23 protein-coding genes and 1 tRNA gene are annotated in these 24,752 nt (G+C 72.2%); 13 read left to right on the forward strand and 11 right to left on the reverse strand.

Going from position 1 to position 24,752, the window contains the following annotated elements:
• Positions 1 to 60: 60 nt before the first annotated feature.
• The 5 genes from ACZ5GT_RS08600 to ACZ5GT_RS08620 all read left to right on the forward strand — a co-directional run bounded on the left by ACZ5GT_RS08600 (position 61) and on the right by ACZ5GT_RS08620 (position 3,802).
• The gene (locus ACZ5GT_RS08600) at positions 61 to 1,377 is read left to right on the forward strand and encodes a type III PLP-dependent enzyme domain-containing protein (protein WP_469017762.1); all 1,317 of its coding nucleotides are present in this window, start codon (positions 61 to 63) and stop codon (positions 1,375 to 1,377) included.
• A 179-nt stretch (positions 1,378 to 1,556) separates the two neighbouring features.
• The gene (locus tag ACZ5GT_RS08605) at positions 1,557 to 1,964 is read left to right on the forward strand and encodes a hypothetical protein (RefSeq protein ID WP_469017083.1); all 408 of its coding nucleotides are present in this window, start codon (positions 1,557 to 1,559) and stop codon (positions 1,962 to 1,964) included.
• A complete protein-coding gene (locus ACZ5GT_RS08610) occupies positions 1,961 to 2,875 on the forward strand; it encodes a transcriptional regulator (RefSeq protein WP_469017088.1) in 915 nt (304 codons plus the stop codon). Before ACZ5GT_RS08605 ends, ACZ5GT_RS08610 begins: the two co-directional genes overlap by 4 nt.
• A gap of 13 nt (positions 2,876 to 2,888) precedes the next feature.
• A complete protein-coding gene (locus ACZ5GT_RS08615; RefSeq protein ID WP_469017091.1) occupies positions 2,889 to 3,395 on the forward strand; it encodes a roadblock/LC7 domain-containing protein in 507 nt (168 codons plus the stop codon).
• A 32-nt stretch (positions 3,396 to 3,427) separates the two neighbouring features.
• On the forward strand, positions 3,428 to 3,802 hold the full coding sequence (locus ACZ5GT_RS08620; RefSeq protein WP_324783146.1) for a roadblock/LC7 domain-containing protein: 375 nt from the start codon (positions 3,428 to 3,430) through the stop codon (positions 3,800 to 3,802).
• An 11-nt stretch (positions 3,803 to 3,813) separates the two neighbouring features.
• Here the strand turns inward: ACZ5GT_RS08620 and ACZ5GT_RS08625 are convergent, their stop codons facing one another.
• The gene (locus ACZ5GT_RS08625; RefSeq protein WP_469017765.1) at positions 3,814 to 4,368 is read right to left on the reverse strand and encodes a hypothetical protein; all 555 of its coding nucleotides are present in this window, start codon (positions 4,366 to 4,368) and stop codon (positions 3,814 to 3,816) included.
• Positions 4,369 to 4,509: 141 nt separating this feature from the next.
• Positions 4,510 to 5,409 carry a MurR/RpiR family transcriptional regulator gene (locus ACZ5GT_RS08630; protein ID WP_469017096.1) on the reverse strand — a complete coding sequence of 300 codons (900 nt, stop codon included), beginning with the start codon at positions 5,407 to 5,409 and terminating at the stop codon, positions 4,510 to 4,512.
• Positions 5,410 to 5,592: 183 nt separating this feature from the next.
• Between ACZ5GT_RS08630 and ACZ5GT_RS08635 the strand changes: the two genes are divergently transcribed.
• Positions 5,593 to 6,021: a hypothetical protein gene (locus tag ACZ5GT_RS08635; RefSeq protein ID WP_469017104.1), complete on the forward strand. Its 429-nt coding sequence runs from the start codon at positions 5,593 to 5,595 to the stop codon at positions 6,019 to 6,021.
• Positions 6,022 to 6,409: 388 nt separating this feature from the next.
• On the opposite strand, the gene ACZ5GT_RS08640 is transcribed toward ACZ5GT_RS08635, so the two are convergent.
• Positions 6,410 to 7,798, reverse strand: coding sequence for a cystathionine beta-synthase (locus ACZ5GT_RS08640; protein ID WP_469017109.1), 1,389 nt, complete (start codon positions 7,796 to 7,798; stop codon positions 6,410 to 6,412).
• A gap of 161 nt (positions 7,799 to 7,959) precedes the next feature.
• On the opposite strand from ACZ5GT_RS08640, the gene ACZ5GT_RS08645 reads away from it, so the two are divergent.
• From ACZ5GT_RS08645 to ACZ5GT_RS08655, 3 genes are all read left to right on the forward strand, one after another.
• Positions 7,960 to 8,997, forward strand: a complete 1,038-nt coding sequence (locus tag ACZ5GT_RS08645; RefSeq protein WP_469017115.1) for an SGNH/GDSL hydrolase family protein — start codon at positions 7,960 to 7,962, stop codon at positions 8,995 to 8,997.
• Between the two features lie 350 nt (positions 8,998 to 9,347).
• Positions 9,348 to 10,568, forward strand: a complete 1,221-nt coding sequence (locus tag ACZ5GT_RS08650; RefSeq protein WP_469017119.1) for an acetyl-CoA C-acetyltransferase — start codon at positions 9,348 to 9,350, stop codon at positions 10,566 to 10,568.
• Positions 10,569 to 10,896: 328 nt separating this feature from the next.
• Positions 10,897 to 11,661, forward strand: a complete 765-nt coding sequence (locus ACZ5GT_RS08655; protein ID WP_469017123.1) for a hypothetical protein — start codon at positions 10,897 to 10,899, stop codon at positions 11,659 to 11,661.
• 42 nt (positions 11,662 to 11,703) lie between these two features.
• Here the strand turns inward: ACZ5GT_RS08655 and ACZ5GT_RS08660 are convergent, their stop codons facing one another.
• On the reverse strand, positions 11,704 to 12,015 hold the full coding sequence (locus tag ACZ5GT_RS08660; protein ID WP_469017127.1) for a hypothetical protein: 312 nt from the start codon (positions 12,013 to 12,015) through the stop codon (positions 11,704 to 11,706).
• Positions 12,016 to 12,119: 104 nt separating this feature from the next.
• On the opposite strand from ACZ5GT_RS08660, the gene ACZ5GT_RS08665 reads away from it, so the two are divergent.
• Positions 12,120 to 12,350 carry a DUF4287 domain-containing protein gene (locus ACZ5GT_RS08665; protein WP_351891514.1) on the forward strand — a complete coding sequence of 77 codons (231 nt, stop codon included), beginning with the start codon at positions 12,120 to 12,122 and terminating at the stop codon, positions 12,348 to 12,350.
• A gap of 137 nt (positions 12,351 to 12,487) precedes the next feature.
• On the opposite strand, the gene ACZ5GT_RS08670 is transcribed toward ACZ5GT_RS08665, so the two are convergent.
• Positions 12,488 to 13,399, reverse strand: coding sequence for a Bax inhibitor-1/YccA family protein (locus tag ACZ5GT_RS08670; protein ID WP_469017135.1), 912 nt, complete (start codon positions 13,397 to 13,399; stop codon positions 12,488 to 12,490).
• Between the two features lie 203 nt (positions 13,400 to 13,602).
• Positions 13,603 to 14,778 carry a 4-hydroxybenzoate 3-monooxygenase gene (locus tag ACZ5GT_RS08675; RefSeq protein WP_469017139.1) on the reverse strand — a complete coding sequence of 392 codons (1,176 nt, stop codon included), beginning with the start codon at positions 14,776 to 14,778 and terminating at the stop codon, positions 13,603 to 13,605.
• A gap of 660 nt (positions 14,779 to 15,438) precedes the next feature.
• On the opposite strand from ACZ5GT_RS08675, the gene ACZ5GT_RS08680 reads away from it, so the two are divergent.
• The gene (locus tag ACZ5GT_RS08680; protein ID WP_469017144.1) at positions 15,439 to 15,852 is read left to right on the forward strand and encodes a spore-associated protein A; all 414 of its coding nucleotides are present in this window, start codon (positions 15,439 to 15,441) and stop codon (positions 15,850 to 15,852) included.
• Between the two features lie 197 nt (positions 15,853 to 16,049).
• On the opposite strand, the gene ACZ5GT_RS08685 is transcribed toward ACZ5GT_RS08680, so the two are convergent.
• A tRNA-Leu gene (locus tag ACZ5GT_RS08685) sits at positions 16,050 to 16,133 on the reverse strand.
• A gap of 389 nt (positions 16,134 to 16,522) precedes the next feature.
• On the opposite strand from ACZ5GT_RS08685, the gene ACZ5GT_RS08690 reads away from it, so the two are divergent.
• Both ACZ5GT_RS08690 and ACZ5GT_RS08695 read left to right on the forward strand, forming a co-directional pair.
• Positions 16,523 to 17,296, forward strand: coding sequence for an ABC transporter ATP-binding protein (locus tag ACZ5GT_RS08690; protein WP_469017149.1), 774 nt, complete (start codon positions 16,523 to 16,525; stop codon positions 17,294 to 17,296).
• Entirely contained in the window at positions 17,296 to 19,824 is a 2,529-nt protein-coding gene (locus ACZ5GT_RS08695; RefSeq protein ID WP_469017155.1) for an ABC transporter permease, read from the forward strand. The genes ACZ5GT_RS08690 and ACZ5GT_RS08695 overlap by 1 nt, the downstream gene beginning before the upstream one ends.
• 99 nt (positions 19,825 to 19,923) lie before the next feature.
• Here the strand turns inward: ACZ5GT_RS08695 and ACZ5GT_RS08700 are convergent, their stop codons facing one another.
• From ACZ5GT_RS08700 to ACZ5GT_RS08715, 4 genes are all read right to left on the reverse strand, one after another.
• Positions 19,924 to 21,210, reverse strand: coding sequence for a class I SAM-dependent methyltransferase (locus ACZ5GT_RS08700; RefSeq protein ID WP_469017161.1), 1,287 nt, complete (start codon positions 21,208 to 21,210; stop codon positions 19,924 to 19,926).
• A gap of 213 nt (positions 21,211 to 21,423) precedes the next feature.
• Positions 21,424 to 22,815 carry an NAD(P)/FAD-dependent oxidoreductase gene (locus tag ACZ5GT_RS08705; RefSeq protein ID WP_469017165.1) on the reverse strand — a complete coding sequence of 464 codons (1,392 nt, stop codon included), beginning with the start codon at positions 22,813 to 22,815 and terminating at the stop codon, positions 21,424 to 21,426.
• Between the two features lie 465 nt (positions 22,816 to 23,280).
• Complete coding sequence (locus ACZ5GT_RS08710) at positions 23,281 to 24,222, reverse strand: Ppx/GppA phosphatase family protein (protein WP_469017168.1); 942 nt, start codon at positions 24,220 to 24,222, stop codon at positions 23,281 to 23,283.
• Entirely contained in the window at positions 24,219 to 24,749 is a 531-nt protein-coding gene (locus ACZ5GT_RS08715) for a DUF501 domain-containing protein (protein WP_469017171.1), read from the reverse strand. Before ACZ5GT_RS08715 ends, ACZ5GT_RS08710 begins: the two co-directional genes overlap by 4 nt.
• Between the last annotated feature and the right edge of the window lie 3 nt (positions 24,750 to 24,752).

Genomic DNA, 24,752 nt, shown 5'->3' on the forward strand with positions numbered 1-24,752 from the left:
CGGGCCGCGCGGCGGGACGCGGACCGCGACGAGGACCGGGCCGCGCGGCGGGACGCGGCCGTGCGGGCCGCCGTGGAGCAGGGGCTGCTGGGGCCCGCCACCCCCATCGTCGGCCTCCTGGACGTCACGGGCATCCGGGAGTCGGCGGCGCGGCTGCGGGCCGCGTTCGAGGCGGTCGTCGCCCCCGGCACGCCGGTGCTGCACGCCTTCGCCGTGAAGGCGACCCCGCTGGTGCCGGTGCTGCGGCTGCTGCACGAGGAGGGCATCGGGGCGGAGGTGGCGAGCCCGGGCGAGCTGGCACTCGCGCGGGCGGCCGGAGTGCCGCCCGCGCGGACGGTCCTCGACTCGCCCGCCAAGACGCCGGCCGAGCTGCGCGAGGCACTGGAACGGGGGATCGCCGTCAACGCCGACAATCCGCAGGAGCTGGCGCGCATCGACGGCCTGATGCGGACCACCGCCAGTCGCTCCCCGCTCGGGCTCCGGGTGAACCCGCAGGTCGGCGGGGGCGCCATCGAAGCGCTGTCGACGGCCACCACGACCTCGAAGTTCGGGGTGGCGCTGCGCGACGAGGGGGCGCGCGCCTGGGTGGTGCGGGCGTACGCCGAGCGGCCGTGGCTGACCCGGCTGCACGCGCACACCGGTTCGCAGGGCGTCCCGCTGCCGCTGATGGCGCAGGGCGTGGCCGAGACGTACGCGCTCGCCGAGGAGATCAACCGGCGCGTCGGGCGGCGGCAGGTCGACACGATCGACATCGGCGGCGGGCTGCCGGTGAACTTCTCCTCGGACGCGACGACACCGACGTACGCGCGGTACGCGCGGCTGCTGCGGGAGACGGTGCCGGGGCTGTTCGACGGGCGGTACGGGCTGGTCACCGAGTTCGGGCGGTCGCTGCTGGCCAAGCACGGCACGGTGGTGGCCCGGGTGGAGTACGCCAAGAGCGCCGGCGGGCGGCCGGTCGCGGTGACGCACGCGGGCGTGCAGGTGGCGACGCGGACGGTGTACGTGCCGGGGGCGTGGCCGCTGCGCGTCGCCGCGTACGACACCAGGGGGCGGCCGAAGCAGGGGCCGCCGGTCGTGCAGGACGTGGCCGGCCCGGCGTGCTTCGCGGGCGACCTGCTCGCCGAGGCCCGCCCCCTCCCGCTGCTCGAACAGGGCGACCATGTGGCGGCGCTGGACACCGGCGCGTACTACTTCGCGCACCACTACGCCTACAACTCCCTGGTCCGGCCCGCGATCCATGGCTTCGCGCCGGACGGCCGCGGCGGCGTCGCCTTCGCGACCGTGCGCGAGGAGCAGAGCCTGGCCGAGGTGGTCGCCGAGTCGGGAGGGGCGCACGCCGGTTCGCTCACCACCCTGGGCGCTCCCAGCCGCCGTTGACACACGTTCGAAGCTCTGCAGTTCCCCGGTTTTCCGCTGTTTTCGCGACCTGGAAAATCGACCCACCCTAGTGGCCCGGAGCATGTTCCGCCGGAAAATGCCGGAAGCCTCACCCGTCGCGCACACGTTGCGTAGTTTCGGCGTCACTCAGCCGAACCCCAGGCGGGAGGGGAACCACGGTGCCCGGAATCGACGAGTGCCTGCTGGAAGCCATGCGACTGCCCGGTGCCCGGGGCGCCGCACTGGTCGACTGGATCAGCGGGCTTGCCCTGGGCGCCGTGGGCGAATCACCGGGGGGCGATCACGAGACGGCTGCCGCCGAGGCCGCCGAGATCGCCCGGCTCGCCGCGGAGCAGCACGTCTTCGCGCCGGCCGACGATCCCGGCGGCGACCCGGGCGCGGACGTCGATCCGCCGGTCGAGGACCTGATCCTCAGCAACCGGGACAGCTACCACGTGCTGCGGTTCGTGGGGACGTCCTTCGACGGCAGCGTGGTGCTGCACCTGTGGCTCACCCGCGCGGAGGGCAACCTGGCGCTGGCCCGCATCCGCCTGGGCGAGATGGCGGAACGGCTGGTGCTGGCATGACCGTCGCCGGGACGACCGAGCCCGCGAGACTGCCCGTGCGGGACAGGGCGGAGCCACGCGGGCGCGGCCGGTCCGGGGTCTCCCCCATGCTGTCCCGGCTCGCCGACGAGCGGGCCACCGGCGTCCTGGTGCGCGAGCGCGGCACGCTCCACCTCGCCGAGGGCCGGGTGGTGAACGCCGAGAGCCCGGCGGCGCCCGGACTGGACGTCCTGCTCACCGCGCACGGCACGCTCGCCGCGGGCACCTGGCGGCAGGCGCTCGCCGCGGCCGACGGCGACCGCCTGCACACCGCCCGCGCCCTGGCCGACAGCGGCCGGCTCCCCTTCGGCACGCTGGAGCTGTGCCACCTGGCCGCCCTGTACGACGCGGCGTTCTTCGCCCTGGCACCCAGCAGCACCCCCGGCCGGTTCCGCTACGGCGACGCCGGCCGGCCTGCCGTGCGCCCGGTCTCCGTGGAGGCCGTGCAGCGTGAGACGCTGCGCCGCCGGGACCTGCTGCACCGCATCTGGCCGGACCCGCACACGGACGACGCCCCGCTGCTGCGCACCGGCCTCGCCGCGGCCCCCGCCATGACCCGCCGCCAGCGGGCGGTCCTGGACCGGGTGAACGGCGTCCGCACCGCCACGGACATCGCCCGGGAACTCGGCCGGCCGGCCTTCCACACCCTGGTGGACGTACGGCGGCTGACCGCGGCCGGAGTCCTGCGCGGCCCCGCCCCCGGCCGGAGTCCCGCACCCGCCCCCGGCCCCGCACCCGCTTCGGCGCCCCCGCCCACTCCCGCACCCGGCCGCGGTCCGGCCCCCGGCGGCGACCCGCCCCCCGACCTCGCCGGCCCGCTGCCGGCGCACCTGTCGACCGACCCCCATATCACCTTGCTGAAGAGGCTCAGGGATGCGCTGGAGGCCCTTTGAGAGGAGACCCCGGATGGCTGCCGACCCAGACATCCTCGACGAGTTGCGCCGCCTGCGGGCCCGCGTGCCCCAGCTCACCGGCGCCCTCGCGACCGGCGTCGACGGCGCCGTCCTCGCCCAGGACACCCCGGGCGTCGCACCGGAGGGCGTGGCCGTGCTGATCACGAGCGCGCACGGCCTCGCCGTGAAGCTGACGGACGCGACAGGGCAGGGCGACTTCCGCGAACTGCTGGTGCGCGGCGGCTACGGCTACGTCGCCGCGTACGCGGCCGGCCCCACCGCCGTGCTGACCCTGCTCGCCCAGGACCGGGTCAACGTCGGCCGTCTCCTGCTGGAGGGCCGCCGCGCCGGCGCCCGCATCGGCGAACTCCTCGACGAGCGCCGGGCGGGCACGGCGTCCGCGCGGCAGGCCAGGTCCGCGAAACCCGCCGCCAAGGCCGCCGGCGCCCGCACCGGCACCGGCACCGCGCGCGCCCCGCGTCCGGCGACCACCGATCCCGTTACCGACACGCACAGTTGACACGCACAGTCGAACCGAGAGGAACCACCGTCATGGCCAACACCGAGACCGCACTGAAGGAAGCGCTCGCCTCCATCGAGGGCGCGACCGGCGTCGCGCTCGTCGACTACACCAGCGGCATGGCGCTCGGCACGATGGGCGGCGGCAAGAGCTTCGACCTCAACGTCGCCGCCGCCGGCAACACCGACGTCGTCCGCGCCAAGATGCGCACGATGGAGCACCTGGGGCTCAAGGGCCAGATCGAGGACATCCTGATCACGCTGTCCGACCAGTACCACCTGATCCGCCTGCTCAGCGGCCGCGGCGGCAACGGCCTCTTCCTCTACCTGGTGCTCGACGGCAAGCGGGCCAACCTGGCGATGGCCCGCCACCAGCTGAAGAGGATCGAGGAGGAGCTGGAGGTCTGACCTCCCTCCCCTCAGACGAGCGCCGCGGTGCGGCGCCGCGCCCCGCCCGGGGCCGCGTCGCCCGCCGCGATGCCCGTGCTGCGGTACCCCTTGACCGCCTTGCCGGCCGGGCGCCCGCCGTTCGCGGCGAGCCAGTCGACCCGCACCCACAGCAGGGCGTCCCCGGTCCTCTCCAGCCGCCCGAGCCAGGCCGCCTTCAGCCGCAGTCCGGCGCCGCACCCGGCGAGCAGCATGCCGCCCGCGGCGGGCACGGCGAACGAACCGCCGAGCGCGACGGCGAAGCCCAGCAGCAGCCACCAGCGGTGCCCGCGGCGCCAGTTGCGCACGCTCACCGCACGGTCCTGCAACACATCGTGCTTGCCGGCGCGGACGGCGGAGCGGGCGAGCCCGGCGTATCGCCTGCGCCGCGCGCACACCACCACGGCCGCCGCGACGATGAACAGCGCCGCCCCGGCCATCACGCCGATCCGGCGCCCGGTCAGCCCCGGCACCAGCAGCCCGACGCCCGCCGAGAAAACTCCGAGCCACCACAGGGGCGCCGCCCCCGCGCGTACGACGACGGCCACCCGAGCCAGGCCGTACGCCCGACGATCTCCGCGTGCCACGTTCACCCTCCTCGTCGTCCAGGCACAGTGCTTGTCCGGCGGGCAGATTAGCGAGCGAAGGTGAGACGAGTCTGAGGAAGCGCCGCATCCGGCCGCGCCCGCCTACTCCACGAACAGACCCCGGGTCGCGGCGCGCGCGTCGAACTCCTCCAGGCGGGCCTGCGCCTCGGGCAGGTCGTCGCACATCGCCTCCAGCAGGACCCGGCCCAGCAGCATCGGCGCGCAGGCGGTGTCGAAGGCCAGGCCGGTGCCGACGGGGGCCGGCAGCAGCAGGTCGGACACCTTGGCGACCGGCGCGAACGCCGAGTCGGCGACGGTGACGACGGTCAGCCCGGCCTCCCTGGCGAACGCCAGCGTGTCCACCACCTCGCGCGGATGCCGGGGCAGGGCGAAGCACAGCAGCGCACGGGCCCCGGCCCGGACGGCCGCCTCGATGCGGTCCTGGATCATCGTGCCGCCCTCGTTGAGCAGCCGGACGTCCGGATGGACCTTGGCGGCGAAGTAGGCGAAGCCGTGGGCCTGGGAGGCGGCGGCCCGCAGGCCGAGGACGGGCAGCGGCCGCGAGGCGGCGAGGATCCGCCCGGCCCGCTGCACGGGACGCGGGTCGGCCAGCACCTCGGCGAGGTGCCGCAGGTTCTCGATCTCGGCCTCCACCGCCTGCTGGTAGGCGTTGTACGGTCCCGCGTCGGCGGCCGGCTCGGCGGGCGCGACCTCGCGCAGGTGCCGGCGCAGCGCCGGGTAGCCGTCGAAGCCGAGGGCGACGGCGAAACGGGTCACGGACGGCTGGCTGACCCCGGCCAGCTCGGCCAGCTCCACGCTGGACAGGAAGGGGACGTCGGCGGCCCGCCGGACCATGCTGTGCGCGATGCGCCGCTGCGTCGGCGTCAGCCGGTGCCCCTCGAACAGCGCCTGCAGCCGTGCGGCCGGGCTGTCGGCCACCCCGGCGGCCGGTCCGGCCGGTGCGGCCTGGCTGTCGGCCACCCCTGTGGTCCGTGCGCTCATGCCCCGCTCCCTCCAGAGATCGACCGGCCCACCCTATTCAGATAGTAAGAACCCTGCATGACCCTATGCAGGGCGACCGGTGGACCCGACCCCCGACAGGGGGGCTAACCCCAGTGCGGCGGGCGTGCCGCCTGCCTACCGTGGACCCGTCGACGGGAAAGTCGGCGGGAAGAGGAGACGGGGATGGACGCGCGCGACACCGAACTCAAGAAGGAACTCAACGCCACCCTGCGGGCCCGCGGGGAACTGGGCGAGGAGTACGAGTCCGCGCTGGTCGACTCGTTCCTGGAGAAGGTCGACCAGCGGATCGACGGCGCCGTCGAGCGCCGGGTGCGCCGGCAGCTGGCCGAGCAGCAGATGGTGGTGGCACGGGGCGCCCGGACGCCGAGGCCCACCGACTCCTGGGGGGAGCGGTTCGGCTTCGGCATCGTGACGCTGGTGCTGGCGATCCCGCTGTCCGCCATCGGCGGGGGCGTCGCCCGTCTGCCCGGCCTGCTCGTCGCCTGGGCCGGCATCGTCGGCGTCAACGCCTTCCAGGCGGCGCGCGCCAACCCGCACCTCTTCGGCCGCCGCCGCAAGGGCGCCGAGGACGGCGGCGGCTGGGAGGAGTGAGCGCCCGCGCCCGCCAGGCAGGAACGCGGGGCGGGACGCGCGTAGAAGAGTGGTGCGCGGGGACCGCCGCACCCCCGTTGCCGGGGGGCGGGACGACGGCGGTCCCCGCGAGGGACGCGGGCCGGGTCAGGCCGGGCTGCGCGTCCGTGGCGTCCATGGAGGTCCGGGAGCCGCTCCGGAGGTCCTTGGACGTTCGGCGCCGGCTGAGGCGGGGAGCCGCTCCCGCCCTGCCGACACCTCTGAATATGCCGGACCCGTGTTAAGCGGGTGCTGCGCGGACGTGACACGCTCGTACCACTTTCACGAAGTCCACGAAGGTGGTTGATCACCGCAAGTTCGGCGCCCGCACCCGCCGTTCACCGGACGTTCGCCGCTGCTTCCCGTTCTTCTACTTCTCGTTCTTCGCGAGGAAGGCCAGCAGGTCCTGCCGGCTGACCACACCGGTCGGCTTGCCCTCGACGAGAACGATCGCCGCGTCCGCCTCGCCGAGCACGGCCATCAGGTCGGCGACCGGCTCGCCGGAGCCGACCTGCGGCAGCGGCGCGGACATGTGCTTCTCCAGCGGGTCGTCGAGGGAGGCCCGCTTGGTGAACAGGGCGTCGAGCAGTTCCCGTTCGACGACGGAGCCGACGACCTCGGCGGCCATGACGTCCGGGTGGCCGGCGCCGGGCTTCACGATCGGCATCTGCGAGACGCCGTACTCGCGCAGGACCTCGATGGCCTGGCCGACGGTCTCGTCCGGGTGCATGTGCACGAGGGACGGGATGGCCCCGTGCTCCTTGTCGCTGAGCACGTCGCCGACGCGGGCGCTCGGGCCCTCGTCCTCCAGGAAGCCGTAGTCGGCCATCCACTCGTCGTTGAAGATCTTGCTGAGGTAGCCGCGGCCGCTGTCCGGCAGCAGCACCACGACGACGTCGTCCGGTCCGAGCCGCTCGGCGACCCGCAGCGCCGCCACCACCGCCATGCCGCAGGAGCCGCCGACGAGCAGGCCCTCCTCCCTGGCCAGGCGCCGGGTCATCTGGAAGGAGTCCTTGTCCGACACGGCGACGATCTCGTCGGCGACGGTCCGGTCGTAGGCGCTCGGCCAGAAGTCCTCACCGACGCCCTCGACGAGGTACGGCCGTCCCGAGCCGCCGGAGTACACCGAGCCCTCGGGGTCGGCGCCGATGACCTCGACCCGGCCGTCGCTGACGTCCTTGAGGTAGCGCCCGGTGCCGGAGATGGTGCCGCCGGTGCCGACGCCCGCCACGAAGTGGGTGATCTTCCCCTCCGTCTGCTCCCACAGCTCGGGGCCGGTGGAGTGGTAGTGGGAGAGGGCGTTGTTGGGGTTGGAGTACTGGTCGGGCTTCCAGGCCCCGGGCGTCTCCCGCACCAGCCGGTCGGAGACGTTGTAGTAGGAGTCAGGGTGCTCGGGAGCCACGGCGGTGGGGCACACGACGACCTCGGCGCCGTAGGCCCGCAGGACGTTGATCTTGTCGGTGCTCACCTTGTCGGGGCACACGAAGATGCACTTGTAGCCCTTCTGCTGCGCCACGATCGCCAGCCCGACACCGGTGTTCCCGCTGGTCGGCTCGACGATCGTGCCGCCCGGCTTGAGCTCGCCGCTCTGCTCGGCCGCCTCGATCATGCGCAGGGCGATGCGGTCCTTCACGGATCCGCCCGGGTTGAAGTACTCGACCTTGGCCAGGACGGTCGCCTTGATGCCCTTGGTCACGCTGTTGAGCCTCAGCAGCGGGGTGTTGCCGACGAGGCTGATCATCGAGTCGTGGAATTGCACCGTTGTCTCCGGATGCTGCAAAAGATGTGGTCGTGATGGTTCCGCCAGCCTATGGCCTGGCAGTGGACCACGGCGGTCGTTCACTCCCGGTGGGGATTGGCCCACGGCCCGTACGGGGCAAGGAGTGGGTGTACGGCTTCTCGAGGAGGTGGCGGCAAGGCATGACGAGCATGTCGAGGGCGAGGGTGGCCCGGCGGATCGCGGCCGGCGCCGCGTACGGCGGTGGTGGGATCGGACTGGCCGGCGCGGCGGCCGTCGGGCTGCTGCTGGCCGAGATGCAGTTGGCCCGGCGGCACGTGGGCAACGGTACGAGCGGCCGCGTCCCGGTGGCGGACGGCCTGTACGGCACCGCGTACACCGTCCCCGACGAACCTCCCCTGCGGCTGACCATGCTCGGCGACTCCACGGCCGCGGGGCAGGGCGTCCACCGCGCCGGGCAGACCCCGGGCGCCCTGCTGGCGTCGGGCCTGTCGGCGGTGGCGGAACGCCCGGTGCGGCTGCACAACGTGGCGCTGCCCGGCGCCTGCTCCGACGACCTCGACCGTCAGGTGTCGCTGGTGCTGACCGACCCCGCCCGGGTGCCGGACGTCTGCGTGATCATGATCGGCGCGAACGACGTGACCCACCGCATGCCGCCGACCCGCTCGGTCCGCCACCTCGCCTGTGCGGTACGGCGGCTGCGCACGGCGGGCGCCGAGGTGGTGGTCGGCACCTGTCCCGACCTGGGCACGATCGAGCCGGTGCAGCAGCCGCTGCGCTGGCTGGCCCGCCGGACCTCCCGCCAGCTGGCCGCCGCCCAGACGATCGGGGTCGTCGAACAGGGCGGCCGCACGGTGTCGCTGGGCGACCTGCTGGGCCCCGAGTTCGAGGCCAACCCGCGCGAGCTGTTCGGCCCCGACAACTACCACCCCTCGGCGGAGGGCTACGCGACCGCCGCGATGGCCGTCCTGCCGACGGTGTGCGCGACGCTCGGCCTGTGGCCGGCCGAGGAGGAACGCCCGGACGCCTTCCGCCGCGAGGGCTTCCTGCCGGTGGCGCGGGCCGCCGCGGAAGCCGCCTCGGACGCCGGTACGGAGGTCACGGCGGCCCTCCCGGCCGGCCCCCGCGGCCGTCCCTGGGCACTCCTCAAGCGCCGCAAGCGCCGCCGCCTGCCCGAACCGGAACCCACCCCCTCCCCCACCACCCCGACCGGAGTCTGACCCCAGCGGCGTCGGCGGCAGCACTCGCGCTGCCGCCGCGCGGCCGCCGATCGCCACAAGCACCGGCACCCCGAGCGGCCACCGGCCCGCCCGGCATGCGAGGACGTGCGCCGGCCCACCCGAGGCCGTGCGCGGGCAGCACGCACATACCGCGCGGGCACCCGCGAGCCGACGTGGTCCGGGGCGCGGGCGCGGGGTACTCGGGGCTCGTGGGTCCGGGTGTGAGCGGGTGGATACAAAGCAAGCGCTTAGAAAATTGCGGCCAGGGTCACACCGCCGACTGCGTGACCGGGACCATACGTACGGGTAACTTCCCAGACAGCCCTGCCGCACCTTCTTCTGGAGCCGTGATGCCCGAAGCCGTGATCGTCTCGACCGCCCGCTCCCCCATCGGCCGCGCCTTCAAGGGCTCCCTCAAGGACCTGCGCCCCGACGACCTGACCGCCACCATCATCCAGGCCGCCCTCGCCAAGGTCCCCGAGCTGGACCCCAGGGACATCGACGACCTGATGCTCGGCTGCGGCCTGCCCGGCGGCGAGCAGGGCAACAACCTCGGCCGGATCGTCGCCGTGCAGATGGGCATGGATCACCTGCCGGGCTGCACGATCACCCGTTACTGTTCCTCCTCGCTGCAGACCAGCCGCATGGCCCTGCACGCCATCAAGGCCGGCGAGGGCGACGTCTTCATCTCGGCCGGCGTCGAGACGGTCTCCCGTTTCGCCAAGGGCAACTCCGACAGCCTCCCGGACACCCACAACCCGTTCTTCGCCGAGGCCGAGGCCCGCACCGCCGCCGTGGCCGAGCAGGAGGGCACCACCTGGCACGACCCGCGCGAGGACGGCCTGGTCCCGGACGCCTACATCGCGATGGGGCAGACGGCGGAGAACCTCGCCCGCCTCAAGGGCGTCACCCGCCAGGAGATGGACGAGTTCGGCGTCCGCTCGCAGAACCTCGCCGAGGAAGCCATCAAGAACGGCTTCTGGGAGCGCGAGATCACCCCGGTGACCCTCCCCGACGGCACGGTCGTCTCCAAGGACGACGGCCCCCGCGCCGGCGTCACCATGGAAGGCGTCGCCGGGCTGAAGCCGGTCTTCCGCCCCGACGGCATGGTCACCGCCGCCAACTGCTGCCCGCTGAACGACGGCGCCGCCGCGGTGATCGTGATGAGCGACACCAAGGCGCGCGAGCTCGGCCTGACCCCGCTCGCACGCATCGTCTCGACCGGCGTCTCCGGCCTCTCCCCGGAGATCATGGGCCTCGGCCCGGTGGAGGCCTCGCAGCAGGCGCTGCGGCGGGCCGGCCTGACCATCGACGACATCGACCTGGTCGAGATCAACGAGGCGTTCGCCGCCCAGGTGATCCCCTCCTACCGTGACCTGGGCATCCCGCTGGAGAAGCTGAACGTCAACGGTGGCGCCATCGCCGTCGGCCACCCCTTCGGCATGACCGGCGCCCGCATCACCGGCACCCTCATCAACTCCCTCCAGTTCCACGACAAGCAGTTCGGCCTGGAGACGATGTGCGTCGGCGGCGGCCAGGGCATGGCGATGGTCATCGAGCGCCTCAGCTGAGCCCTCGGTGAGCCCTCGGTGAGCCCTCGGTGAGCACCAGGCAGGTCCCCGGCGAGTCCCGCTGCGTGACCGCCGCGGGACCCACCGTGAGCTTCCGGCCCGGAGTTCGGGAAGCACCTGAACTCCGGGCCGTTTTGTGATCCAATCTCCCCCAGGATGTGACCTATCTCCCTCAGGAAGACAAGAACCCAGGTCAGCGCCATCGCACCAGCGAACCCCAGACCCACTTCCCCGCCCGTTTCGTGACGTTACGCACTGACAGGCGGTCAGTCCGCCCTTCAAGCTGTTGTAGGAAGTCGGGGGTCGACTTTGAACCGGGAGTACGTCAGTGAGCGCCATGCCGATCGCCTTGCTGCTCACCACGGCCGCCACAGGCGCCGTGGGCGTCGCCGTCCTGCGCACCCTCGTGGTGCTGCGCCGTGAGGTCGCGGCCCTGCACACCGACCTCGTGGAGCACCGCGCCGCGCGCGGTCTGGTGCCGGCCGCGCGCCCGTCCTCCGAGGCCGACGAGATACGTGCCGCCGTGGCCGAGGCGCTCGCCGAGGAACGCGAGCGGGAGCTGGCCGAGGCGCGCGCCTTCTGGGCCGCCCAGGAGGCCCGGGACGCCTCCGAGGCCCCCTCGCTGCTGGGCCTCCCCGACAGCGAGCTGTTCCTGCCCCGCCAGGCCGATTTCGTGGGCCTGGAGTCGGTGAGCGAGCAGGCCGCCGACACCGACGAGTCGCCCGAACTGGCCGCGGCCCGCCGCCGGCACCCCTCCCACCCCGACTTCGTCCCGGTCCAGTCACCGGTCGCGAACGACCATGAGCGCACCGTGGCCACCCTCGAGGAACTGGCCGCCTCCCGCGTCGAACTCGCCGACGTCCGCCCGGGCCCGCTCGGCACCCTCGACGTGTACGTCTTCGCCGACGGCACGACCCTGTGCATGACCCCGGGCCACCGCGAGACGGCGGAGCGCCTGGCCGCGGCCCTGCGCTCCGGCCAGACGCCGGTGCTGCTGGGCGGTTCCGGCGTCTCCGGCGCCTACACGCTGACGTTCGCCTGCGGCGAGGAGAACGTCTACATCCTGGCCGACCGGGTCATCGCGTCCCTCTAGAGCGCCTGCCGGGACGCCCCGCGAAGCTTTCGCCGGGCCGCGTCAGACCCCCGCCCGCTCCTGCGCCCGCGCCACCCACCGCACCGCTTCCGCCACCTGGTCCTCGTCCGTGAGCACGAGGGCCAGGTCGTGTCCGGCGACGGTGATCTGGTCGGCGGCGGCGAACATCCCGGCGTCCGGCATCTCGCGCGGCTCCTCCCCCGGGGTCTCCAGCAGCTGCGCTCGCCGGGCCAGTTCTCTGGCCAGCCGCAGGGCCTCGGCGGCGGCGCCCCGCTGGAGCCGGCTCTGCGGCGCGGCCCTCAACCGGTCGGCGAAGTGATCAACGGCTCGGGTCAAGGGCGTCGTATCAACCACGGGCCGAGCGTACGCGGACCCGCACGAGTGTTGCCAACGGGCCGACGCTCAGGCACGGTGACCTGAAGGACCGGCTTACATCCCTTTTGCGTCCGGAGGCGCCGATGTCCCAAGTCTTCTCCGAGGAGACCCATCGCAATCTGCTCGCCCGCATCCCGCACTGCACCGGTCGTGCCATCTCCGACTGGCTGCGCACCGTCGAAGAAGGTCCCGCTCTCTTCCGCTTCGAGGAGAAGGTGAGCTGGCTCCGCCACGAGCACAATCTCGCGTACGGCCACGCCAAGGCGATCGTCCACGAGTACGACCTGAGGAGGGCCGCGCGCAAATTCCTCTAGGCGCGCACTGTCCGCACGACACCGTCCGCGCGACGCTGTCCGCACGGCACAGCATGCACCATGACGAAGGGCCCCGGCGATGTGCCGGGGCCCTTCGTCATGGTGCCCGGCCGGTCGTCGCCGGCCGGCCGTCACCGCTAGTCGTTGCTGTTGAGGATCGCGATCAGGCGCAGGAACTCCATGTAGATCCACACCAGCGTCAGCGTCAGGCCGAACGCCGCGAGCCACGCCTCCTGGCGCGGGGCGCCGTAGGCGATGCCGTCCTCGACCTGCTTGAAGTCCAGGGCGAGGAAGCAGGCGCCGAGGATGACGCCGATGATGCCGAAGACCACGCCGAGCGCGCCGCTGCGGAAGCCGAGGCCGTCACCGCCGCCGAAGACCGCGAACAGCAGGTTCACCGTCATCAGCAGCACGAAGCCGAGCGCGGCCGCCATCACGAAGCCGTAGAAGCGGCGGTTGACGCGGATCCAGCCCGCCTTGTAGGCGACCAGTACGGCGGCGAACACCGCCATCGTGCCGATCACCGCCTGCATGGCCGCACCGCTCGCGATGCGGTTGTCGACGATGTTGGACACGACGCCGAGGAACACACCCTCGAACGCGGCGTACGACAGGATCAGCGCGGGCGAGGCCGTGCGCTTGAAGGACTGCACGAACGCCAGAACCATGCCGATGAGCGCGGCGCCGATCCCGAGCCCGTAGGAACGGGAGATGTTGGCGTCGTCCACCGGCAGCAGCGCCCAGGACAGCGCGGCCGTCAGGATCAGGACACCGAGCGTGGACGCCGTGCGCATGACGACGTCGTCCATCGTCATCCGGCCCGCGGTGGTGGCCGGGGCCTGCGGCGGGGCGCCGTACTGCAGGTCCTGCTGGGCGTAGGGGTTCTGCGCGTACGGGTTCTGCGCGTAGGGGTTGCCGGACGGCTGAGCGTACGGGTTGCCCTGCGTGCCGACAGCGGGTCCCCCGGCCTGCGGCGCCGCGTTGAATCCCGCGTAGCCGTTGTCGCGGCTGAACCCCCGTCGCGAGAAGACCGGGTTTCTGCTCCTCATTTCACTCCTCCATGGCCACGGTGCGTGCGCCTTGGCTCAAGAGTAATAGGTAGGCAAAGGATTGACCCTAGTGCTTGGGAAGGATCTTTCCCTCGTCGTGCTGCGCAACACGCTACGCGGGTCCCTGATTCCCACGACCGGAGGGTGTCATTCATGACCAACCTGCGACACGGCCGGAACCGCGCGGAGATCCGGGCCTCACGTCACCCGAACGCGAACCCGGTGTACGCCTCCGCCAGATCGGTCTCGGCCGCGCGGGAGGAGGCGAGCCGCTCCAGGCGGGCGAGCTGGAGCCGGTCCTCGAAGGGGGTGGCGTCGGGCGCGCGGTGCAGCAGGACGGTCATGTCGTAGGAGAATCGCTCGGCCTGCCAGACGCGGCGCAGGCAGGTCTCGGAGTACGCGTCGAGGAGGTCCGCGGACCCCGTCCCGCGCTGGTGCGTCAGCGCCCGCGCGAAGGTGACCACGTCGCCGACGGCCAGATTGAGCCCCTTGGCGCCGGTGGGCGGGACGATGTGCGCGGCGTCGCCGGCCAGGAAGAGGCGGCCGTGGCGCATGGGCTCGTGCACGAAGGAGCGCATGGGGGTCACCGACTTCTGGGTGATGGGGCCGCGCCGGAGGGTCCAGTCGTCGTCCGTCTCGAAGCGCCGCTCGAGTTCGTCCCAGATCTCCTCGTCGCTCCACGCCTCGGCGTCCGTGCCCTCGGGCACCTGGAGGTAGAGGCGGGAGACGGACGGGGAGCGCATGGACAGCAGGGCGAAGCCGCGGTCGTGGCGGGCGTAGACGAGCTCGTCGTGGGAGGGCGGCACGTCGGCCAGGATGCCGAGCCAGCCGAAGGGGTACGTCCGCTCGAAGACCCGGCCCAGCCCGGCCGGGAACGCCTTCCGCGCCACGCCCCAGAAGCCGTCGCAGCCGACGACGTAGTCGCACTCCAGGACGTCCTCGCGCCCCTCGTGCCGGAACCGGACGCGGGGGCGGTCGCTCTCCGCGCCCTCCACGGCGAGGGCCTCGGCCTCGAACAGCAGCGGGCCGCCCTCCGCGAGCTGCAGCGCGATGAGGTCCTTGCACACCTCGGTCTGCGCGTAGACCATCACGGACTTCCCGCCGGTGAGGGCGGGGAAGTCGACGCGGTGGCGCCGGCGCGCGTACCGCAGCTCGATGCCGTCGTGCCGCAGCCCCTCCCGGTCCATGCGCTCCCCGGCGCCCGCCGCGCGCAGCACGTCCACCGTGCCCTGCTCCAGGATCCCGGCGCGCTGGCGCTGCTCGACGTAGGCGCGGTCGCGGCTCTCCAGGACGACCGCGTCGATGCCGGCGCCGTGCAGCAGCCGGGCGAGGAGGAGGCCGGCCGGACCGGCGCCGATGATGCCGACGGTGGTGCGCATCGGGCGTTCCCTTCGAGGACTTGTTCGCGTGGTGAAATTTCCTTCACATCTTCGGAACGTGAGTCTGCGCCCATGCCCAGCGGGTGTCAACGGTCGCGCGGTGCCGCGACGCCTCCGCGGCCCCCTCGCCGTCACCACCGCGCACCCCGGCAAGGGCACGGCGGCGGCCAGTTCGGCAAGGAAGTGGTGAAACAGAACGAGTCCCACCCCGTTCGGCACGGGATGGGACTCGTTCGCCGGAGCGCCGGGCAGGCCTTGCACCTGCATCTCCCCACAGGAAGTGGGGCGTCTTTCCTTGGACCACCAACGCAGAACCGCATCACCACTGTTGCGGCGACCAGCTCAAGATCAATACTACACGGATCCAGGGGCCGACGCATCGGCGACGGTCGTACCCGTATCGGCCACCACCCCTGCCTATTCAGCCATCGTCGTGCGTCTGACCTGCGTAGTTGATCGAGTCATGTCACGATCTTGAACGGCTTCGAACCGACGCCCGTCACCGGCAGTGCCCCACAAGGGCAGCCGCGGCCGGGCCCGAAGCCGAAACGGCCGGGAACCGCAGCATCCCCCCTCGGCCACGCTTTCGGGCGACGGCCCGCGCCACGAGCCCGTCGCCTTCGACGTCGCAACAAGCCCGACAGGAGTTCACCCGTGCGCATGCCCAGACGACTCGCGTCCGTAGCAATGGTCCTCGGCCTCACCACCGCCGGCATGGCCCTCACGGTCGGCACCGCCGAGGCGGCTTCCTACAACAGCGCCTGCGGATCCGGCTACAGCGTGATCGACTCGATGGATGTCGGCGAGGGCAACACCTTCCTGACCTACAACAGCTCCACCGGCTACAACTGCGTCGTGACCGTCAGCGACACCCCGGGGACCGCCGCGTACCTGGACGCCCGCCTGCGACTCCACAGCACGTCCACCTCATGGCCGGCCGGCACCGTGGATTACGGGAGCTACAAGTACTACGCGGGCCCCATCTACGTATACGCCCCGAACTCGTGCATCGACTGGGGCGGCGCCGCGGCGTCCAACTACACCCGCGTCAACTACAACGACCACTGCAGCTGACAGGCCCGGGCAACGGCCTTGTCGACCAGCCGGCGAGGAGGCGGTCTTCCGACCGCCTCCTCGCCGTCGTGCGATCCGGCGCCGGCGACCACGAGCGGCCCCGCACAGAGCAATTGAGAGAGTTGCCGGCCGGGGCTCCACGAACGAGGTACGGCGCCCGCCGGCCGCATGCGCTGGTCGGTCGCTGTAACGGTGAGTGCCCGGAGCCGGACTCGAACCGGCACGCCCGCGAAGGGGCAGCGAGGTTTAAGCTCGCCGTGTCTGCATTCCACCATCCGGGCAGGCCATGGGCTCCGCGTCGAGCTTCCGACCCTATCGGGACGCACCGCTCGAACATCGGTCGGGCAGACCGATGTTGTCTTATTTTATTGGCGTCTGAGGGTGCATCAGACCCGGGTACACGCCATCCGCACTTGCCAATGGCCTTGCGGGCGACGGTCGCCGACACATGCGGAATGACGGAATTTCACCGCCCGAACGAGGGTGCTCCACCTGTTCTCGACGAGTGCGCTCGTCACGGCGCCGTCATCCCCAGGTATGACACGGCGTCGCAGGGTCCGACCGGAGTCTGCCCCGACAACCGGAACAGCGGCTGACTCCACGGCCGTGTCCGGCGAGGACGATGGAGTTTCACCCCCTTCATCCGCCGTCCCAGGAGGAGCGCCGCCCCGTGACCACCACACCCGTCGCCGGCCGTACCGCCGCCGCCGTGGCCGCACGCGCCACGGACCTGTCGAAGACCTACGGACAGGGCGAGACCCAGGTGGTCGCCCTCGACCGGGTCTCGGTCGATTTCCGGCAGGCCGAGTTCACCGCGATCATGGGACCCTCCGGATCCGGGAAGTCCACGCTCATGCACTGCGTGGCCGGGCTGGACACCTTCTCCTCGGGCTCCGTGCGCATCGGCGACACCGAGCTGGGCTCGCTGAAGGACAAGCAGCTCACCAGACTGCGCAGGGACAAGATCGGCTTCATCTTCCAGGCGTTCAACCTGCTGCCGACCCTGACGGCGCTGGAGAACATCACCCTCCCGATGGACATCGCGGGCCGTAAGCCGGACCGGCAGTGGCTCGATCGGGTGATCGACATGGTCGGTCTGCGCGACCGGCTCGGCCACCGACCCGCACAGCTGTCCGGCGGCCAGCAGCAGCGCGTCGCCGTGGCCCGCGCCCTGGCCGCGCGGCCCGAGATCATCTTCGGCGACGAGCCGACCGGCAACCTCGACTCGCGCGCCGGCGCCGAGGTGCTGGGCTTCCTGCGCAACTCCGTCCGGGAGCTGGGGCAGACGGTCGTGATGGTGACCCACGACCCGGTGGCCGCGTCGTACGCGGACCGGGTGGTGTTCCTCGCCGACGGCCGGATCGTCGACGAGATGCACCGGCCGACGGCGGACGCCGTCCTGGACTTCATGAAGCGCTTCGACGCGAAGGGCCGCACCAGCTGATGTTCCGCACCGCCCTGCGCAACGTGCTCGCGCACAAGGCCCGGCTGCTGATGACCGTACTCGCCGTGATGCTCGGCGTGGCGTTCGTTTCCGGGACCCTGGTCTTCACCGACACCATCTCCGACGCCTACCAGAAGAGTTCGGCCAAGGGCTTCGACCGGGTCGACGTGGCCGTGCAGCCCAGGTCGCCCGAGGACCGGGGCGACCGGATCGGCAAGGCGCCCGAACTGACCCGGGCCATGGTCGACACCGCCGCCCGGGTGCCGGGGGCCGCGGACGCGATCGGCGTCGTGAACGGCTTCACCGCCATCGCCGACAAGGACGGCAAGCTCATCGGCGGCGGCTTCCGCTCCGAGGGCGGCAACTACTGGGGCGACAAGGACCCGCGCTACCCGCTGACGTCCGGCTCCGCCCCGCACGGCGAGAACCGGATCGCCATCGACGCCGAGACCGCGCGGCGGGCCGGCTACCGGGTCGGCGACACCGTGCGGATCTCGGTCGACGGACCGGTGCTGAAGCCGGTGATCAGCGGCATCTTCACCACCGACGACGGCAATGTCGCGGCCGGCGGCAGCCTGGCCCTGTTCGACACGGCCACCGCCCAGAAGCTGTTCGGCAAGCCGGGCACGTACGACGAGATCGACGTGACGGCCGCGTCCGGCACCTCCCAGACCGCGCTGAAGGCCGCGCTCGACAAGGCCCTGCCCGCGGGCCTCACCGAGACCACCACCGGCCGGCAACTGGCCGACGAACAGGCCGAGATGATCGCCTCCTCGATGAGCGGGCTGAAGCAGGGCCTGCTGGTCTTCGCGGGCATCGCGCTGTTCGTCGGCACGTTCATCATCGCCAACACCTTCACCATGCTGGTCGCCCAGCGCACCAAGGAGCTGGCGCTGCTGCGCGCGGTCGGCGCCTCGCGCCGGCAGGTCACCCGGTCGGTGCTCGTCGAGGCGTTCGTGGTCGGCGCGGTCGCCGGGGTGACCGGTCTGGCCGCCGGTGTCGGCATCGGGGCCGGGCTGCGCTCCCTGATGGGCACGCTGGGCGCCACCGTCCCCGACGGGCCCCTGGTGATCTCCCCCACCACGGTGGCCGCCGCCCTCACGGTCGGCGTCGTCGTCACCGTGCTGGCGGCCTGGCTGCCCGGCCGCCGGGCCGCGAAGATCCCGCCGGTCGCCGCGATGAGCAGCGTGCACGCGAAGGCGACGGCCAAGTCGCTGGTGCTGCGCAACACGCTGGGCGCGCTGTTCGCCGCGGCGGGCGTCGCCGTGGTGCTGGCGGCCACGACGATGGACGGCACGGACGGGCAGGCCCCCATGGGCCTAGGCGCGGTGCTGCTGATCATCGGCGTGTTCGTGCTGACCCCGCTGCTGTCCCGCCCGCTGATCGCGGCGGCGGCGCCGGTGCTGCGGCTGTTCGGCGTCTCCGGAAAGCTGGCCCGCCAGAACTCGGTGCGCAACCCGCGCCGTACGGCGGCCACCGCCTCCGCGCTGATGATCGGACTGACCCTGATCACCGGCATGACGGTGATGGCGGGCAGCCTGCAGCGGTCGATCGACAGGATGGCCGCGTCCGCCGTCGAGGCCGACTACGTGGTCTCCATGGCCAACCGCAACGAGCTGTCGCCGGACGTCGCCCGGAAGCTGGCCGCCACCGACGGCGTCACCGCCACCAGCCCGCTGCGCAACGCCCCCTCCCGCATCGACGGCCGGACCGAGTACCTGACCGGCGTGAACGGGAAGGCGATCGGCGGGCTGACCGACCTGAAGGTCGACGACGGCTCCTTCACGGTGGACGGCGCGCGGGTCGTCGTCGACGCGGACACCGCCGAGTCGCACGGCTGGAAGGCGGGTTCGTCCTTCACCGCGCACTTCGAGGACGGCAAGGGCGAGCGGCTGACGGTCGCCGGTGTCTACGAGGGCAACGAGCTGATGCGGGGCATCATGCTGGACGACTCCCTGCTCTCCCCGCACCTGAGCGACCCGGCGGACATGCAGGTCCTGGTGAAGACCGCGGGCGGCGCGTCCGACGCGGCCAAGGACCGGCTGGAGAAGGCCCTCGGCACCAACCCGGCCATCAGGGTCCAGGACAAGAAGGACCTCTCCGACAGCGTCGCGCAGATGTTCACGCTGATGCTGAACATGCTCTACGGGCTGCTGGCGATGGCGGTGATCGTGGCCGTGCTCGGGGTGGTCAACACCCTCGCCATGTCGGTCTTCGAGCGCTCGCAGGAGATCGGGATGCTGCGCGCGATCGGCCTGGACCGCCGGGGCGTCAAGCGGATGGTCCGTCTGGAGTCCCTGGTGATCTCCCTGTTCGGCGGGGTGCTCGGCATCGGGCTCGGGGTGTTCTTCGGCTGGGCGGCCGGTGAGCTGCTGGGCACGAAGATGCCGACGTACGAACTGGTCCTGCCCTGGGCGAGGATGGGCGTCTTCCTGCTGATGGCCGCGGCGGTCGGCGTGCTGGCGGCGCTGTGGCCGGCCCGGCGCGCGGCCCGGCTGAACACACTGGCGGCCATCAAGGCCGAATAGCCGAGACAGCCGCACAGCCAAGCGGCCAAGCAACCAAGCAGCCGGACAGTGCTGCGGCAGGAGGGGCCCCGCCGGGACGCGGGGCCCCTCCTGCCGTGCTCAGTTCCAGGTGCGGGAGCGCAGCGGCATCCCGGAGGCGCCGGAGTCGGGGGTCTTCACGGCCAGCACCTGGTTGACGCCGATGCCGTGACGCTCGAACGCGACGGCGGAGGCGGCCATGTACAGCCGCCACACGCGGGCGCGCCCCGGCCCGGCGAGGGCGGCCGCCCGCTCCCAGCCGTCCTCCAGGTTGGCCACCCAGCGGCGCAGGGTGAGGGCGTAGTGCTCGCGGAGCGACTCGACGTCCCGCACCTCGAACCCGGCCCGCTCCAACTGCGTGACGGTGCTGCCGACGGGGGCCAGCTCGCCGTCGGGGAAGACGTAGGCGTCGATGAACTCGTCGACGGCGTAGTCGGTTTCGTCGCTTCGCGGGGGCCGGCCGATCTGGTGGTTGAGCAGCCGTCCGCCGGGCTTGAGGAGGCGGTGCAGCGTCTCGGCGTACTCCAGGTACCGCTCGGCGCCGACGTGTTCGGCCATGCCGATGGAGGAGACGGCGTCGAACGGGCCGTCGGCGACGTCGCGGTAGTCCTGCACGCGGATCTCGACCCGGTCGGTCAGCCCCGCGTCGGCGACGCGCTTGCGGGCGTAGGCGGCCTGCTCCTGCGAGAGCGTGATGCCGACGACGCTCACGCCGTGCTCGCGGGCGGCGTGCAGCGCCATGGAGCCCCAGCCGCAGCCGACGTCGAGAAGGCGCTGACCGGGCCTCAGGGCGAGCTTGCGGCAGACCAGTTCGAGCTTGTCGCGCTGCGCGTCCTCGAGGGTGCCGCCGTCCTCCCAGTAGGCGCACGAGTAGACCATGGACGGGCCGAGGACGAGTTCGTAGAAGTCGTTGCCGACGTCGTAGTGGTGGCTGACGGCGCGCCGGTCGCTGTGCCTGGTGTGCAGGTGGCGCGGCCTGCGGATCTCCTCGGGAGGCGGGGCGGGCGGCAGCGGGAGCCCGGCGAGCCGGACGAGTCCGCGGGCGGCGGCCCGTGCCTGCGGGTCGCGCAGCGTCTCGGCGAGGCCCCGGGCGTCCTCCCCTCGGTCCCACACCAGTCCGGAGATGGCGTCGAGCGCGACGTACAGGTCCCCCTCGACGTCCAGGTCGCCGGCGACCCAGGCGCGGGCGAGCCCCAGCTCGCCCGGCTTCCACAGCAGGCGGCGCACGGCCCGGCGGTTGCGCACGACCAGGGCGGGCGCCTCCGGCGGCCCCGCCTGTGAACCGTCCCAGGCGCGGACGCGCAACGGGAACGGCACTCCCAGCAACTGTTCGACGAAGCTCCTCAACCGCGGCGCGGCGTCGGCCATGGCACACACCTCCGTGACGGGCGATCCCGGAATGTCCAGCACCACGTAAACACCGACGGCGCGGCCGCACAGTCCCCCGTTGGCGTTACGGCTGGGCAAAACGCCGGTGGCCGGCACGTGTCCCGCGGCGGGGGCCGACGGCGGAAACGCCGGAGGACCTCCCGCACCACGGATGGCGGGAGGTCCTCCGGCGTCAGGCCGAGCGGGCGAAGGTCAGGAGGCCTTGGCCTTCTCCGCGGTCTTCTCCGTCTTCGGCGCGGCGGCGACCGGCGCCGGCTTGGCGGCCTCGTAGAACTCCTCGCGCGGGGACTCCAGCGCGCCGAGGGCGACGACCTCGCGCTTGAGGAACATGCCGAGCGTCCAGTCCGCGAAGACGCGGATCTTGCGGTTCCAGGTCGGCATGGCCAGGCCGTGGTATCCGCGGTGCATGTACCAGGCCAGGCGTCCCTTGAGCTTGATCTTCATCTTGCCCATGACGATCATGGCGACGCCCTTGTGGAGGCCGAGACCGGCCACCGCGCCCTTGTTGGCGTGGCTGTAGTCCTTCTGCGGGAAGCCCCGCATGCCGGAGATCACGTTGTCGCCGAGGGCACGGGCCTGGCGCAGGGCGTGCTGGGCGTTCGGCGGGCACCAGGCGTTCTCGTTGCCCGCCTTGCGGCCGACGAGGTCGGGTACCTGGGCGTTGTCGCCGGCGGCCCAGATGTAGTCGGTGCCCTTGACCTGGAGCGTGGGCTCGCAGTCGACGTGGCCGCGGGGGCCGAGCGGCAGACCGAAGCGGGACAGCGCCGGGTTGGGCTTGACGCCCGCCGTCCACACGATCGTGTCGGAGTCGACCTCGAGGCCGTTCTTCAGCACCACGTGACCGTCGACGCAGGAGTCCATGGAGGTGGAGAGGTAGATCTCCACGCCCCGGCTCTCCAGGTGCTCCTTGCCGTACTGGCCGAGCTTCGGGCCGACCTCGGGGAGGATCTTGTCGGCGGCGTCGACGAGGACGAACCGCATGTCCTCGCGGGAGACGTTCTTGTAGTACTTGGCCGCGTCGCGGGCCAGGTCCTCCACCTCACCGATGGTCTCCGCGCCGGCGAAGCCGCCGCCGATGAAGACGAAGGTGAGCGCCTTGCGGCGGATCTCCTCGTCGGTGGTGGAGTCGGCCTTGTCCAGCTGCTCCAGCACGTGGTTGCGCAGGCCGATGGCCTCCTCGATGCCCTTCATGCCGATGCCCTGCTCGGCGAGGCCGGGGATCGGGAAGGTGCGGGAGACCGCGCCGAGGGCGATCACCAGGTAGTCGAAGGGCAGCTCGTACGACTCCCCGACCAGCGGGGAGATCGTGGCGACCTTGCGCTCCTGGTCGATGGTGGTGACCCGGCCGGTGAGCACCTCCGCCTTCGGCAGCACGCGCCGCAACGGGACGACGACGTGGCGCGGGGAGATGTTGCCGGCGGCGGTTTCGGGGAGGAAGGGCTGGTAGGTCATGTACGACCGGGGGTCGACGACCGTGACGGTCGCCTCGCCGTAGCGCATCTTCTTCAGAATGCGCCGAGCTGCGTACAGGCCTACGTACCCACCGCCTACTACGAGGATCCTGGGACGCTCCGTGGTGCTCATGGCATCGAGTATCCACCCGCCCCAGGGGGGTAGCTCGTGCGCCCCTTCACAAGCTTCGGCAGGGGCTGTGTTATCCTCCCCCGCCCACTTGGCGCACGCCGTCGCCGAGCGGGGGAACCCTCACGTCGGCCGGAGCGTTGTCAATGCCGCGTGAGCTGCTTCTCCGGCCCGGAAGGGGCTCCGTGAGACCCCCGGAAAACCCTCGCGGATCCGGCGCTCACCACTCCCTTACACCACCCATCTGAACACGTTCAAGGGCCTTTCGACCCCTCTGGAGGGCCCCCGAGGGTCTTTTCCCGCACCGGCGGAGCCGAATTCCTTGTGAAGAACTTCACGAACTTTCCCGGCGACCCGCCTCCGAGGGGCCCGTCAGGGCCCTCCGGGACCCGCTCATACGCTATCCGACCTGCTCAGCCGAGAGCTACTGATCAGTAGGAAAGAGACCCAGGCCACGGCCCGGGCGCCCTAGGCGACCGACCAGGCGATGCCGTCGAGGATGTCGTGCTCGCTCACGACGACCTCCTCCGCACCGGTCCGCTCCATGATCGACAGCAGTACGAGGGCGCCCGCGGCGATGACGTCCACGCGCCCGGGGTGCAGGGAGGGGATGGCCGCGCGTTCCGCGTGGGTCGAGCGCAGCAGCCGGTCGGTGATCTCGCGGACCCGGTCGAGCGAGACCCGGGAGTGGTGGATGCGCGTGGAGTCGTACTCGGGCAGGTCCTGCGCGATCGCCGACACGCTGGTCACCGAGCCGGCGAGGCCGACCAGGGTGCGCGCCTCGCGCAGCGGCACCGTCTCCTCGGCGAGGTCCAGGGCCCGCTCGATGTCGGCCCGCATCGCCGCGATCTGCTCCGCGGAGGGCGGGTCGGTCACGGCCCCGTCGCGCACCAGGTGCCGCTCGGTCATCCGCACGCAGCCCACGTCGACCGACCGGGCCGCCCGCACGTGGTCGTCGCCGACGACGAACTCGGTCGAGCCGCCGCCGATGTCCACGACCAGGTAGGGCCGGTCCAGGCGGTCGCTGCCCGCCAGCTCCTTGGTGGCCCCGGTGAAGGAGAACTCGGCCTCCTGGTCCCCGGTGATGACCTCCGGCTCGACGCCCAGGATGTCCAGCACCCCGCGCACGAACTCGTCGCGGTTCTCGGCGTCCCGGGAGGCGGAGGTGGCCACGAAGCGCAGGCGTTCGGCGCCGTGCTCCTTGACGATCTCCGCGTACTCGCGGCACGCGGCGAAGGTCCGCTCCAGCGCCTCCGGGGCGAGCCGGCCGGTGCGGTCGACGCCCTGCCCGAGCCGCACGATCGTCATGCGCCGGTCCAGTTCGGCCAGTTCGCCGGTCTCCGGGTCGGCGTCGGCGACCAGGAGCCGGATGGAGTTCGTACCGCAGTCGACGGCGGCGACCCGGGTCATCGCTGCTCCCCCTCCGCGAACGTCACGCACGCCCCCTTGCGCCACCACTCCGGCAGCATCGCCAGGGCCTCGTCGCCGAGCGGGTTGACCCCGGGACCGGCGGCCAGCGAGTGGGCGACCAGGACGTGCAGGCACTTCACCCGGTCCGGCATGCCGCCCGCGCTCGGGAAGCCGGTCAGCTCCTCGATCTCGTCGCGGCGCCGGATGTAGTCCTCGTGCGCGGCGCGGTAGGCGGCGGCCAGCTCCGGGTCGGTGCGCAGCCGCTCGGTCATCTCCTTCATCACGCCCTCGGCCTCCAGCGTGCCGATGGCGGAGTTCGCCTTGGGGCACGTCAGGTAGTACAGCGTCGGGAAGGGGGTGCCGTCGGGCAGCCGCGGCGCGGTCTCCACGACGTCCGGCTGCCCGCACGGGCACCGGTGCGCGATCGCGCGCAGTCCGCGCGGCGGCCGCCCGAGCTGCTGCTTGAAGGCCTCGACGTCCGCGTCGGTGGGCTCGGTGCGCGGGGTGGTCGGCGGGGGCGTTTCCATGCC

This window comes from Streptomyces sp. NPDC031340 (assembly GCF_055569945.1).

What these genes read in the sequence shown, in the direction of transcription:
- ACZ5GT_RS08610 (WP_469017088.1), top strand. Translation starts at nt 1,961, where the DNA reads ATGACCGTCGCCGGGACGACCGAGCCCGCGAGACTGCCCGTGCGGGAC.
- ACZ5GT_RS08615 (WP_469017091.1), top strand. Translation starts at nt 2,889, where the DNA reads ATGGCTGCCGACCCAGACATCCTCGACGAGTTGCGCCGCCTGCGGGCC.
- ACZ5GT_RS08620 (WP_324783146.1), top strand. Translation starts at nt 3,428, where the DNA reads ATGGCCAACACCGAGACCGCACTGAAGGAAGCGCTCGCCTCCATCGAG.
- ACZ5GT_RS08630 (WP_469017096.1), bottom strand. Translation starts at nt 5,409, where the DNA reads ATGAGCGCACGGACCACAGGGGTGGCCGACAGCCAGGCCGCACCGGCC.
- ACZ5GT_RS08635 (WP_469017104.1), top strand. Translation starts at nt 5,593, where the DNA reads ATGGACGCGCGCGACACCGAACTCAAGAAGGAACTCAACGCCACCCTG.
- ACZ5GT_RS08645 (WP_469017115.1), top strand. Translation starts at nt 7,960, where the DNA reads ATGACGAGCATGTCGAGGGCGAGGGTGGCCCGGCGGATCGCGGCCGGC.
- ACZ5GT_RS08650 (WP_469017119.1), top strand. Translation starts at nt 9,348, where the DNA reads ATGCCCGAAGCCGTGATCGTCTCGACCGCCCGCTCCCCCATCGGCCGC.
- ACZ5GT_RS08665 (WP_351891514.1), top strand. Translation starts at nt 12,120, where the DNA reads ATGTCCCAAGTCTTCTCCGAGGAGACCCATCGCAATCTGCTCGCCCGC.
- ACZ5GT_RS08670 (WP_469017135.1), bottom strand. Translation starts at nt 13,399, where the DNA reads ATGAGGAGCAGAAACCCGGTCTTCTCGCGACGGGGGTTCAGCCGCGAC.
- ACZ5GT_RS08675 (WP_469017139.1), bottom strand. Translation starts at nt 14,778, where the DNA reads ATGCGCACCACCGTCGGCATCATCGGCGCCGGTCCGGCCGGCCTCCTC.
- ACZ5GT_RS08680 (WP_469017144.1), top strand. Translation starts at nt 15,439, where the DNA reads ATGCCCAGACGACTCGCGTCCGTAGCAATGGTCCTCGGCCTCACCACC.
- ACZ5GT_RS08695 (WP_469017155.1), top strand. Translation starts at nt 17,296, where the DNA reads ATGTTCCGCACCGCCCTGCGCAACGTGCTCGCGCACAAGGCCCGGCTG.
- ACZ5GT_RS08700 (WP_469017161.1), bottom strand. Translation starts at nt 21,210, where the DNA reads ATGGCCGACGCCGCGCCGCGGTTGAGGAGCTTCGTCGAACAGTTGCTG.
- ACZ5GT_RS08705 (WP_469017165.1), bottom strand. Translation starts at nt 22,815, where the DNA reads ATGAGCACCACGGAGCGTCCCAGGATCCTCGTAGTAGGCGGTGGGTAC.
- ACZ5GT_RS08710 (WP_469017168.1), bottom strand. Translation starts at nt 24,222, where the DNA reads ATGACCCGGGTCGCCGCCGTCGACTGCGGTACGAACTCCATCCGGCTC.
- ACZ5GT_RS08715 (WP_469017171.1), bottom strand. Translation starts at nt 24,749, where the DNA reads ATGGAAACGCCCCCGCCGACCACCCCGCGCACCGAGCCCACCGACGCG.